We start from the raw sequence: 12,105 nt of genomic DNA, 5'->3' as shown, positions 1-12,105 counted from the left end.
TTTCAGCGAATGGAATGGGTGATCCTGATACTGGTTGTGGCCGTCATCGGTTACGCCATTTACATCTACAACACTCTGATCCGAAACCGCCAGCTCACCGAAGAAGGCTGGTCGGGTATCGATGTGCAACTCAAGCGCCGCGCCGATCTCATTCCCAATATGCTCGAAACGGTCAAGGGCTATATGGGCCATGAACGGGAAACACTGCAGGCGGTGACCGATGCGCGGGCAGCCGTGCAGGCGGCGCAGAACGCCTCGCCGGGTGAACGCGGACATGCGGAGGGCCTGCTCTCGGGCGCGTTGGGCCGGCTGTTTGCCGTGGCCGAGGCCTATCCGGATCTCAAGGCCAACACCAATTTCCTCGAATTCCAGGCAGCACTGCAAACCGTGGAGGACGAGATTCAGCTTTCGCGGCGCTATTACAATGGCGCGGTGCGCAATCTCAACATCGCGGTGGAATCGTTTCCCTCCAACGTCGTTGCGAATGCTTTCAAATTCGAGAAAGCTGAGTATTTCGAGCTGGAGAACGAGGCGGACCGAGCGGTGCCGCAGGTCAAATTCCAGTAAGGCCGATGCAGCGTTTCCTCATCGCGCTAATCGTGCTGCTGTGCGCCGGCCCGGCGCTGGCGCGCGAGGAAATCCGGGAGTTCAATGCGATATTCGAGGTACATGCCGACACCTCGGTCACCATAACCGAACAAATCGCCGTCAATGCTGAAGGCAACGAAATCCGGCGCGGTATATTTCGCGATATCCCTACCCTGCTCGAAACCCCCGATGGCCGCACAATCCGGTTGCCGTTCGAAGTGATATCGGTGACGCGCAACGGGGCAGCCGAACCATTCGCCGTCGAAGCAATTTCGGGCGGGCAGCGCATCAGGATAGGGTCGGCCGACGTGCTGCTGAGAACCGGCGTCCACCGCTACGAGATCGTCTATCGCATGGACCGCGCCGCGCGCATGTTCGCCGATCACGACGAATTTTATTGGAACGCAACCGGCAATTACTGGAGTTTCCCTATTCTCCGGGCGCGGGCGCTGGTGACCCTACCCCAGGGAGCACAGATCACCGAGATCAATGCCTATACCGGCGAATACGGGGTGAGAAGCGCGGACAATTCGGCCGAGCGGCTCAACGACCGGCAGGCGCGGTTTACGATGAGCCGCGTGCTTGGACCGGGCGAAGGGCTGACGGTTTCGGTTTCCTTCGAGAAAGGCATTCTTGCAGCGCCCCAGGGCACCGACGCGCTGGTATTCTGGTTTTCCGATTACCGGGACTATATCGTTCCGCTGGCGATGCTGTTGATCGTCATAGCCTATAACGCGCTGGCCTGGGGCGCGGTGGGCCGCGATCCCGCCAAAGGCGTCATATTTCCAAGATTTTATCCGCCCAAGGGCTTTTCTCCCGCGCTCGTCCACTACGTTCACACCATGGGATGGGGGAAATCGGGATGGACGGCCTTTTCGTCCGCGTTGATTTCGCTGGCCACCAAGGGCCTGATCGAAATCGGCAAGCAGTGCAAGAAAAACACCCTGACGGTGACCGGGCAGCATCCCAAGGACCCGCTCCCGCCGGGGGAGGCGGTGATCTACGGGGATCTGAAGTCGATGAGCCCGGTGACCATCGACAAATCGAGCGGGCCGAAACTGGGCAAGACCAAGACCGCCTTCGTTGCGGCACTGGAGGCCGAAAATCGTCGGGTCTATTTCAACAACCATGTACCCTATATCATTTTCGGCGTTCTGATCGCGATTGCCGCGCTTTTGCTTATGGTGTTGACTGGCGTTCTGCATCCGCTTTTCGTGTTCTTTGCAGCTTTTGCCGCCGTCTTCCTGTCGATCATCGGAACTGCAGCGCGATCGTTCTGGCAGGGTCAAGGCATCGGACGATTTTTCGGATTGGCGATCATGGGGATCTTCTTCGCCAATTCAGGCGCCTTCGCCCTGGACGTTCTCGATTTCGCCAGTATCGATTTTCCGTTCGTCGCGGCCATAACCATCATTGCCGTGACGCTGGTATTCGCCATCCTGATGCGGGCCCCCACGGTGCATGGCCGCAAGGTGATGGACGAAATCGACGGGTTCAAGATGTATCTCGAGATTGCCGAAAAGGAACGCCTCAATCTGCAGGGCGAGCCGGAAATGAGCGTTTCGCGGTTCGAAGCCATCCTGCCCTACGCCATGGCGCTGGGCGTGGAAAAGCCGTGGTCCACGCGGTTCGAGAACGATCTTGCGCGGCATGCCGTCAAGGATGCCGGTCCCGACTACGCCCCGCACTGGTATCGGGGCGGCAATTTTTCTTCGGGCGGTTTCGCACGCACCATGGGTGGGGTGGCAACCGGGCTGAGCGCCGCCATGATCTCTTCCCAGCCGCAGGCGTCGAGTTCGTCCGGCTCGGGGGGCGGTGGATTTTCGGGCGGCGGCGGTGGCGGGGGCGGCGGCGGCGGCTGGTAACCGCTATTGTCCCAGCAAAGGCGTGGCGGCGACCCAATAGCCCGAGAAGCGCTCACGCAGATCGTGGGCGGCCTGATGGGCGGCGGCGGCGCTACCGTAGAGGCCGAAACAGGTGGCGCCCGAGCCCGACATGCGTGCGGTGACGCAGCCCGATGTGGTGGCGATGGCGTCCACTATCGATGCAATGGCGGGCACGAGTTCGATGGCAGGCGCTTCAAGATCGTTGCGGGTGTCGGCCAGCCAGAGCGAAAGGAGCGCAGCGCGGTCCAGAGGCTCAGGAAGATCTGGCATGGGCGGGTTGTGCTTGTGCTCGAGGCGCCGGAATACATCGGGGGTGGCAATCTGCTCGAGCGGATTGACCAGGACCAGATGCATGTGGGGGAAGGCGGGAAGCGGGGCGATGTTTTCGCCGATGCCGGTTACTTCGCAGGGTTGGCTCAAGAGGCACATGGGGACATCGGCCCCCAACGTCGCGGCAAGGGCGAAAATTTCGCCATCGGCGACGGGCGTTTCGCACAAGCGCGCGAGGACGCGCAGCAGCGCGGCAGCATCGGCCGAACCCCCGCCAAGTCCGGCGGCAATGGGGAGGTGCTTTTCGAGATGGATTTCGATCCCGTCGGGCAGATGACCGGGGAACCGGGCCCGGAATTTTTCCAGGGCCCGAATAACAAGGTTCGAGCGTCCGTTGGGCAGATCGGCGCCGAAGGGACCCGACACGTGGAGCATATCCTTACGCGCGGGGGCCGCAGAAACCAGATCGGCAAGCTCGGTAAAAACGCAAAGGGTGTGGAGGAGGTGAAATCCGTCCACCCGGCGCCCCACAACGTGGAGCGCGAGATTGACCTTGGCCGGCGCGGGCTCTGTTACCGGCATCAATCCCCGATGGGCGCGTTCGGATCGAGCCCGTTGAGGAGTTTGGGCGTGGCGCGCTCGGTGACCGCGCCGTCCTCATCGACATCGATGGCGATGCGCCATTGAAACATGGCCTCGCGCTGGCGTCCGGCAACCCAGTAAACGTCACCAAGGTGATCGTTGATCTCAGGATCGGCAGGCAGAAGGTTGACGGCATCCTCGAGCACTTCGACAGCCTCGTCGATGCGGCCGAGCTTGTAGAAGGCCCAGCCGAGGCTGTCGACGATATAGCCGTTGCGCGGTGAGAGTTCGACGGCCTGCTCAATCATTTCGAGCGCTTCTTCAAGGTTCTCGCCGCGATCCACCCAAGTGTAGCCAAGATAATTCAGGACGTCGGGATGATTTGGGCGCAATTCGAGGGCTTTGAGGAAATCGGCCTCTGCGCGATCCCACTGCTTGGCGCGCTCATAGGAAATGCCACGTACATAATAGAAGCGCCAGTCGTTGGGACGGGCAGGATCAAGCCCGTCGATGACCGAAGAGTAGGCTTCCGCCGCCTCTTCCCAGCGCTCGGCATAACGCAGCGTATCGCCGAGGATGCCATGAACTTCCTGGCTGTCGGGATTGGAAACGGCGATGTTCTGGAGCCGGGAAATGGCGGCGTCGCGATCGCCCCGCAGATCGATGTTTTCGGCAAGACGGATCAGCGCGTTGATGCGCAGGGGCGAATCGTTGGGGACGGATTCAAAGATCGCATCGGCCTCGTCATAGCGCCCGGCGCTGGCCAGAAGTTCGCCAAGCGAGATGGAAATGATCGCCGCCTCGGGATCGAGGTAGTTGGCAAGCTGGAGGAACCCTACACCGAGCTGGATCGAACCGTCGCGGGCCAGTGCCGTGCCCAGCCCGTGCAGCATTTCGGCAGCGCCCGACTGGACCGATCCGGCAAAAAGGCCGGGCTTTTTGCCATTGGCGATGGCTTCACGCAGGGAATCGACGACCGGATGCTCGACGCCCTGCTCGGCAAAGGTATCGAGAACGGCCTGGGCCTCCTCGAAGCGCCCGGCATTGCCCAGCATGCGGATGTAAGCCTCGGCGATGCGCGGGACGAGTGGATCGAGTTCATAGGCCTGGCGGGCCAAATCGATCGCGGTGTCTCGCTCGCCGCCGACATCGGCCAGAATTGCGCGATGGAAGATGATGAATTCGTCGAACCCGCCCTGCCCGACATCGCTGAGGATCGAATTGGCGGCGGTCATGTCGCCCTCGCCGACTTCGGCCCAGGCGCGCATGACCGAGGCGATGATACCGACCAGAGAAGCTTCGGGAACACGCGAGAGCATCTGATCGGCCGAGGCGTAGCGGCGCTGCTTTAGCGCAACCGAGCCCAGGACGAGATGGGCCAGTTCGTCCTCGGGCGTTAAATCGATGACATGCTGGGCCATCGTTGCGGCTTCGGAAATATCGCCGGCCAGGAGATAAGCGAGGAACGCCTGGCTGGAATAGATCGGGTTGTCCCAATCCCGTTCGGCGGCCTGCATGAACAGCGAGGCGGCGCGGCGAGCATCGAGTGCATCTATCGCGGACAAACCGGCCAGATAGCTGCCCATTGTGCTCGACACGCGCATGGGCAGGATATCCTGCTGCGCGAAAGACGATGAGAGCGGAACGCCAGCGCAGAGCGCGGCAACGATCAGGGCATGGATCGGCCGTTTGAACAGCTTTAGCACGATTGTTCCCGAACTCCTCGCTTGCAGGCCCAAAACCAGCCTGTCATATCCAATAGCCAAACGCGGCAATCCTGTCGATTGTTGGGCGCTTAGGTTAACGAGACCTTTTCATGCAAATGCGGCCGCGCTGCAAGCCTTGAGGCTCACGGGCAATTCACATTCCCGAGTAGTTGGGACCGCTGCCGCCTTCGGGCGGCACCCAATTGATGTTCTGGGCAGGATCCTTGATATCGCAGGTCTTGCAGTGCACGCAGTTCTGGGCGTTGATCCTGAAGACAGGATCTCCCCCTTCCTCGACCACTTCGTAAACGCCGGCCGGGCAATAGAGCGGCGCGGGTTCACCATATCTGGGAAGGTTGTCGCGAATCGGCACTTCGGGGTCAGTGAGCCGCAGATGGACGGGCTGATCCTCGTCATGGGCGATGTTGGCGCGATAGACCGATTCGGTGCGCGAGAACGCGGTTTTGCCATCGGGTTTGGGATAGGCGATGGGGGTGACTTGGGAAATCGGCCTCAACCGTGCGAAATCAGGCTTGTCGGAAACCAGGCCACCCAAGGGGGAGAGCCTGGCGAGGCTGGAAACCCACATATCGGCGCCGGCCAGCCCAACCCCGACAAAGGTCCCCAGCTTGCTCCAGAGCGGTTTTACAGCGCGGACCGGGTAAAGATCGTCGCGGATGCCAGAAGCGAGGATGGCTTGATCGAGCGTTGCGATTTCATCATTGGCGCGGCCGGCGGCAATAGCGTCTGCAATTTCGGCAGCGGCGGCCATGCCCGAGCGGATGGCGTTGTGGATGGCCTTCAATCGCGGCACGTTCATGAAACCAGCGGAACAGCCGATCAGCGCGCCGCCGGGGAAGGCCATTTTGGGGATGGACTGCCAGCCGCCCGAGGTTAGCGCGCGGGCGCCGTAGGACAGGCACGTGGCGCCTTCGAGCAGTTTGGCGATCTGAGGGTGCTGCTTGAAGCGCTGGAATTCGCCGAACGGGGAAAATGTGGGGTTCTCGTAATCAAGATGGGCCACGAGCCCGAGATAGATCCTGTTGTCCTGAGCATGATAGCAAAAGCCACCACCGCTTGTGGAATTGCCCATTGGGTAGCCCATGAAATGGGTGACCTTGCCCAATTTGTGCTTGGCCGGATCGATTTCCCAGATTTCCTTGAGGCCAAGTCCGTATTTCTGCGGTGCGCGGCCTTCGTCCAGACCGAATTTGGCGATCAGGCGCTTGGCGAGCGAGCCGCGGGCGCCTTCGGCGATGAGCGTATATCTGGCACGCAGTTCGATGCCGGGGGTAAAGGTCGGCTTGTGGCTGCCGTCGCGGGCGATGCCCATATCGCCGGTGACGATGCCGAGGATTTCGCCATTGTCACCCGTCAGGAAATCGGCGGCGGCGGTGCCGGGGAAGATATCGACCCCCAGCGCCTCGGCCTGTTCGGCAAGCCAGCGGCACAAATCGCCCAGCGAGATGATGACGGCGCCTTTCGTTTTCATGATCGGGGGGATCAGCAGATCAGGGAACGCGATTGCGGATTTTTCGGTGAGATAGACAAAGCTGTCTTCGGTGACGTCGGGGCCGATTGGGGCGCCCTTTGCGCGCCAATCGGGGATCAGTGCATCGAGCCCGGCGGGGTCCATGACGGCGCCCGACAGGATATGGCCGCCGATGTCGGCCGACTTTTCGACGACGACGATTTCGAGATCGGGGGATTTCTGTTTGAGCGCTATAGCCGCCGAGAGCCCGGCCGGGCCAGCACCGACGATCACCACGCCGGTTTCCATCATCTCGCGTTCGATCGCATCGGCCATCAGTCATTCCCAAGTGAGGTGGAAGCGCAGGTCGCGGTGTGACATAACAAAGATCGGCATGACAAATCGACAGCTAAATCGCGAAGAAATTCTGGCCACGCTCGACTGGTACGTCGCGGCGGGGGTCGATATCGCGGTTGGCGAAGAGCCGGCGGACCGGTTCGCGCAGTCGGCAATCAAGCCTGCCCCTGCCCAGCGGCGGGCCGCGCCGTCCATCGTGCCGCAAGCGGCGCAGCGCGCTACCCCGCCCCTGCCCGTGGCCACCGGGCCGGCCGATGTGGATCCGGGCGAGGCACGGGCGATGGCGTCCAGCGCAACGAGCCTGGACCAATTGCGCGGCATGCTCGAAACCTTCGATGGGTGCGGGCTGAAGTTGCGGGCCACCAATCTGGTGTTTGCCGATGGCAATCCGGACGCCGAGATCATGCTGGTGGGAGAAGCACCGGGACGCGAAGAAGATTTGCAGGGCAAGCCGTTCGTGGGCCGATCAGGGCAATTGCTCGACCGGATGCTGGGGGCAATCGGCCTGGACCGGACCAAGGTCTATATCGCCAACACAGTGCCCTGGCGGCCACCGGGAAACAGAACGCCCTCTCCCTCGGAAGTCGCGGTCTGCCTGCCGTTTCTCTACCGGCAGATCGAACTTGTGGCACCCAAGGTGCTTGTGGCGCTGGGCGGGGCATCGGCATCGACGCTGTTCGAGACCGACACGGGGATCACCCGGTTGCGCGGGCAATGGCGTGACCTTACCGTTGGCAGCCATTCCATGCGCGCCGTGGCGACGCTTCACCCGGCCTATCTGTTGCGCCAGCCGGCGGCAAAACGGCTCGCCTGGGCCGATCTGCTTTCGATCAAGGCGGCGCTGGAAAGCTAACCATAGGGATTTTCGATTTGGGCAAACGCATCGTCTTTACCGGTGGGAGCGGGAAAGCCGGCCGCCATGTCGTTCCTTATCTCCTCGATCAGGGACACGAGGTCTTCAATATCGACCTGCAACCACTCGATTACCCGGGCGTCAATACGCTTTCGGCCGATTTGACCGATAGCGGGGAGGCGTTCAACGCGCTTTCGATGCATTTCAGGTTCGAGGGTCTTGCGAGCGGGAACGGCCCTGCCCCGGTCGATGCCGTGGTGCATTTCGCCGCCGTGCCGCGCATCCTGCTCAAGCCCGACAATGTGACGTTTCAGGCCAACACGGTTTCGACCTATAATGTGATCGAAGCTGCGGTGAAGCTGGGGATCAGGAAGATCATCATCGCCTCGAGCGAAACGACCTATGGGGTGTGTTTTGCCGAGGGCGACAAGGATTATCATCGCTTTCCGCTCGAGGAGGATTACGACGTGGACCCGATGGACAGTTACGGGCTGTCCAAGGTGGTCAACGAAAAGACGGCACGGGCGTTCGCCATGCGCTCGGGGGCCGATATCTATGCATTGCGGATCGGCAATGTGATCGAGCCGCACGAATATCCCAACTTCAAGGCGTTCCTGGCCAACCCCGCTTCGCGCAAGCGCAACGCCTGGAGCTATATCGATGCGCGGGATCTGGGACAGATCGTCGATCTTTGCATTGCAAAGGACGGATTGGGCTTTGAGGTGTTCAATGCGGTGAACGATACGATCACCGCGGACGAGCCGACAAAAGAATTTCTCGCCAAATGGGCGCCCAACACGCCGATCGTCAAGGACATGGAGGCGAACGAAGCGCCGATTTCGAACCGGAAAATCCGGGACGTTCTCGGCTTTGTCGAACAGCACAATTGGCGGAAATACCTGCCCCGATAATCGCCAGACGTCACATCTTGTAACTCTTCTGATTACGTAATATGTGATGTTACAAGATGACCCTGCCGGGTGCGGGGTCGGTCAGCGATCGAGGTACGACATGACATACGACGTCATCATCATCGGCGGCAGCTATGCGGGGATGTCCGCCGCCTTTCCCCTGGTGCGCGCGCGGCGCAGCGTTCTGATCATAGACGGCGGCAAGCGGCGCAACCGGTTTGCCAGTCATTCGCACGGGTTTCTGACCCAGGACGGGGTGGCGCCCGATGTGATCGCGGCGCAGGCCGGCGTACAACTCGCCGCCTACCCCACCCTCACCTGGATCGAAGGCAATGCCTCGCGCGCAGAAAAGGGAGAAGACGGGTTTGCGATCGCGCTGGAGGATGGCCGGGAATTCGTCGGCAAACGGCTGATCCTTGCCCACGGGTTGACCGATACCCTGCCCGAAATCGACGGGCTCAAGGAGCGGTGGGGGCAAAGCGTTTTCCACTGCCCCTATTGTCACGGCTATGAACTGGATCAGGGGCAAATCGGAGTGATCGGGGTCGGCGCGATCTCGATGCACCACGCTCTGATGCTGCCCGACTGGGGGCAGACGACATTTCTGCCCAATGGCAGTTTCGAGCCCGACGCGAACCAGGTTGCACAATTGGCGGCCCGCGGTGCCGTGCTTGAAACCGGGACCATCGCCGAGATCACCGGCAGGGCCGATGTGCGGCTGACCGACGGGCGGGTTCTGTCGTTCGACGGGCTGTTCGTTGCCTCGATCGTTGCGCCATCGAGCCCGATTGCCGAGCAGTTGGGTTGCGCTATCGAGGACTTGCCCAATGGGCGCCAGATCGTGACCGATGAAATGAAACAGACCAGCGTGCCTCACGTCTTTGCCTGCGGAGACGCGGCACGGGCGGCTGGATCGGTGCCGCTGGCGGTTGGCGACGGCGCCATGGCCGGAGCGGCCTGCCACCGGACACTGATGTTCGGGTAAACCCCGATCAGGCCGGACTGGAGACCTTGCGTACCTTGGCGCGGTCGAGGCCCAGCATGTGCTCTCGATAGATGATGAAAATGCCGGCGGCGGTGACGATACTGCCGCCGATCAACATTTCGATGGTCGGCACTTCGCGGAAAACCAGAAAGCCGATGGCGATCGAGAGGATCATCGAGGAATATTCGAAGGGCGCGACGGTCGTCAGTTCGGCGTGTCGATAACTTTCGGTCAAAAAGATCTGCCCGACACCGCCGCAAATGCCGGCGGCGATGAGAATCAGCGCTTCTTCCAAACTCAATGGGACCCAGCCGAAGGGAATCGAGGCCAGGCCGATGACCGTGCTGACCAGCGAAAAATAGATGACGATAGTCGCGCTGCGTTCTGTCTTGACCAGATTGCGCACCGTGAGCATGGCCGTTGCGGAAACCATGCAGGCGGCGAAGGCGGCCAGTGCGCCGACGGCCTGAGGGCCGAGAGTTCCGGCATCGCTGGAGAGGAAGGTCAGGCGCGGCCACATGATGATGATGACCCCCACCAGCCCCACGACCACCGCGCTCCAGCGAAACAGCCTGATCTTTTCGCGCAGGAACACAGCCGAAAAGACAACGATGAACAGGGGCGTCGCATAGTTGATTGTCGTCGCCTCGGGCAATGGCAGGCGTGTAAGACCGAAAAAGATCAGGATCATGCCCGACGTGCCCAGAACACCGCGAACGATGTGGGAGCCGAGCCGGTTCGTTTTGAAACCATCCACCAACTGCCTGCGCAGGCCAAGAATGAGAAAGACCGGAACCAGCGCAAAGGCCGAGCGAAAAAAGATCAACTGGCCGACCGGGACGCCTTCGGCGCCCTTGATGATCGCGCTCATGGCCACGAACACGAAAACCGAGGCGATCTTGAGCCCGATGCCCAGCATGACATTCCGGCGGGGCGCCTGGGATGTGGCGGGGGCAGATGGGGACAAGGCAGGTTCGGACACCGGATGAAGCTTTCGGAGAGCAAGATGATGCCGCGCGGGCAGGAAGGCTGTTCCTATCAGCTAGCCCCCTTTCCCGAACCTGACAAGCAGGGGAACAATTTTTCGGCCCGGGCCGAAACGAATTGCAATGCGGTCACGTTTGCGCGGTAGGCACGCCCCGACGAACACGCTAACCTGCCCCTCAAACAAGAGAACCATTCAAGGTCCCATATGTCGCAAGTGGTGAAGATCTCCGCTCTTTTGATGTCGTCCGCCCTGCTGATGATAGCTGGGGGGATGCATGGGCTTATTTTGCCCGTGCGCGGGGCGGAAGAAGGATTTTCGCTGTTGGCGCTGGGCCTGATCGGGACAGGCTGGTCCATAGGGTTCATTTCCGGCTCGATTTCGGTCCCCCATCTCGTGCGACGGGTGGGCCATATCCGCGCCTATGCGGTGATGGCGGCCATCGCCTGCATGACAATCCTGCTCAACCTGATTTTCGTGCATGACGGCGCCTGGATTTTCCTGCGTATCTTTTCGGGCTTCTGCTTTGCCGGAGCGGCCATGGTGGTGGAAAGCTGGCTCAACGAGGTGTCGGACAATGAAAGCCGGGGCACGACGTTTTCGATCTATGTGAGCGTAACGCTTTTCGCCTCCACCGCCGGGCAGATGATTATCGCGGCCACAGGGGTTGCCGGATATATCCCGTTCGTGCTTGCGGCCATCGCCTATATCGGCGCCGTGCTGCCGACGGCAGTGACTCGTACGCCTCAGCCGGCGCCGCTGCAGGCGGTGAGCCTGGATGTGGGGCTGCTCTACAAGACCTCGCCCATTGCGGTCGTCGCCGCCTTTTCGGTCGGCATGGCCAATGGCGCATTCGGCACGCTGGCACCGGTCTATGGCATCGAGCGCGGGTTTTCGACGGCAACGGTGGCGTATCTGATGAGCCTTGCCATCGTGGCGGGCGCGATTGCGCAGGTGCCGCTGGGGCGCCTTTCGGACAGGATCGACCGGCGCAAGGTGATGATGGGCGTGGCCATCATCGGGGCCGTAGCGGGCACCCTTACCGTCCTGTTCAACCCGGACGAGAACGCGCTGCTTTATGTGTTGTTCGCGCTATACGGGCTGGCTGCCTACTCGCTCTACGCCATCGCCGTGGCGCACGCGAACGACTTTGCCGACGAGGGAAGTTTCGCAAAGGTCGCTTCGGGCATGCTCCTGATATTGGGCTCAGGGCAGATGCTTGGGCCGATCGCTGCGTCCATGACCATGCAGTGGCTCGGTCCGGTCGCGATGTTCGTCATTCCAGTGGTTTTTCACGGCGCACTGGCGGCGGCGGCATATTTCCGCATGCAGGCCCGCGAAGCGACGCCGGCGGAGGATCGCGCACCGTTCCAGCCCATGCCGTCCGAACGGCTGGTGACGGGCGAAACGCTCAATCTCGATCCGCGGTCCGAAGAAAACGGCTACGAAATCGACGAAGACACCGGCGAGACGCCCCCGGCCGACCGCCCCGAACCGCAACAAGGTTGAAC

General features: G+C 61.4%; 10 protein-coding genes. 6 read left to right on the top strand and 4 right to left on the bottom strand.

Going from position 1 to position 12,105, the window contains the following annotated elements; genetic code table 11:
• Positions 1-9: 9 nt before the first annotated feature.
• Complete coding sequence (locus KKY_RS02590) at positions 10-567, top strand: LemA family protein (RefSeq protein WP_014129732.1); 558 nt, start codon at positions 10-12, stop codon at positions 565-567.
• A 5-nt stretch (positions 568-572) separates the two neighbouring features.
• A complete protein-coding gene (locus tag KKY_RS02585) occupies positions 573-2,453 on the top strand; it encodes a DUF2207 domain-containing protein (protein WP_014129731.1) in 1,881 nt (626 codons plus the stop codon).
• A gap of 3 nt (positions 2,454-2,456) precedes the next feature.
• On the opposite strand, the gene KKY_RS02580 is transcribed toward KKY_RS02585, so the two are convergent.
• The 3 genes from KKY_RS02580 to KKY_RS02570 all read right to left on the bottom strand — a co-directional run bounded on the left by KKY_RS02580 (position 2,457) and on the right by KKY_RS02570 (position 6,839).
• Entirely contained in the window at positions 2,457-3,326 is an 870-nt protein-coding gene (locus KKY_RS02580; RefSeq protein WP_014129730.1) for a 4-(cytidine 5'-diphospho)-2-C-methyl-D-erythritol kinase, read from the bottom strand.
• Positions 3,326-5,092: a tetratricopeptide repeat protein gene (locus KKY_RS02575; protein WP_014129729.1), complete on the bottom strand. Its 1,767-nt coding sequence runs from the start codon at positions 5,090-5,092 to the stop codon at positions 3,326-3,328. Before KKY_RS02575 ends, KKY_RS02580 begins: the two co-directional genes overlap by 1 nt.
• Before the next feature lie 94 nt (positions 5,093-5,186).
• On the bottom strand, positions 5,187-6,839 hold the full coding sequence (locus KKY_RS02570; protein ID WP_014129728.1) for an electron transfer flavoprotein-ubiquinone oxidoreductase: 1,653 nt from the start codon (positions 6,837-6,839) through the stop codon (positions 5,187-5,189).
• Positions 6,840-6,897: 58 nt separating this feature from the next.
• Here KKY_RS02570 and KKY_RS02565 point away from each other — a divergent pair, with 58 nt between their 5' ends.
• The 3 genes from KKY_RS02565 to KKY_RS02555 all read left to right on the top strand — a co-directional run bounded on the left by KKY_RS02565 (position 6,898) and on the right by KKY_RS02555 (position 9,609).
• Positions 6,898-7,713 carry a uracil-DNA glycosylase gene (locus tag KKY_RS02565; protein ID WP_014129727.1) on the top strand — a complete coding sequence of 272 codons (816 nt, stop codon included), beginning with the start codon at positions 6,898-6,900 and terminating at the stop codon, positions 7,711-7,713.
• 17 nt (positions 7,714-7,730) lie between these two features.
• Positions 7,731-8,624, top strand: a complete 894-nt coding sequence (locus KKY_RS02560) for an NAD-dependent epimerase/dehydratase family protein (RefSeq protein WP_014129726.1) — start codon at positions 7,731-7,733, stop codon at positions 8,622-8,624.
• A 100-nt stretch (positions 8,625-8,724) separates the two neighbouring features.
• On the top strand, positions 8,725-9,609 hold the full coding sequence (locus KKY_RS02555; protein WP_014129725.1) for an NAD(P)/FAD-dependent oxidoreductase: 885 nt from the start codon (positions 8,725-8,727) through the stop codon (positions 9,607-9,609).
• Positions 9,610-9,616: 7 nt separating this feature from the next.
• On the opposite strand, the gene KKY_RS02550 is transcribed toward KKY_RS02555, so the two are convergent.
• Positions 9,617-10,528 (bottom strand): DMT family transporter, encoded by a 912-nt coding sequence (locus tag KKY_RS02550; protein WP_014129724.1) that lies wholly within the window; start codon positions 10,526-10,528, stop codon positions 9,617-9,619.
• A gap of 273 nt (positions 10,529-10,801) precedes the next feature.
• On the opposite strand from KKY_RS02550, the gene KKY_RS02545 reads away from it, so the two are divergent.
• On the top strand, positions 10,802-12,103 hold the full coding sequence (locus tag KKY_RS02545) for an MFS transporter (RefSeq protein ID WP_014129722.1): 1,302 nt from the start codon (positions 10,802-10,804) through the stop codon (positions 12,101-12,103).
• Positions 12,104-12,105 lie beyond the last annotated feature (2 nt).

It is taken from the genome of Pelagibacterium halotolerans B2, assembly GCF_000230555.1.
Taxonomy (GTDB): Bacteria; Pseudomonadota; Alphaproteobacteria; order Rhizobiales; family Devosiaceae; genus Pelagibacterium; species Pelagibacterium halotolerans.
The sequence above is the reverse complement of the archived record's forward strand: the minus strand, read 5'-3'. Positions and strand labels throughout refer to the sequence as shown.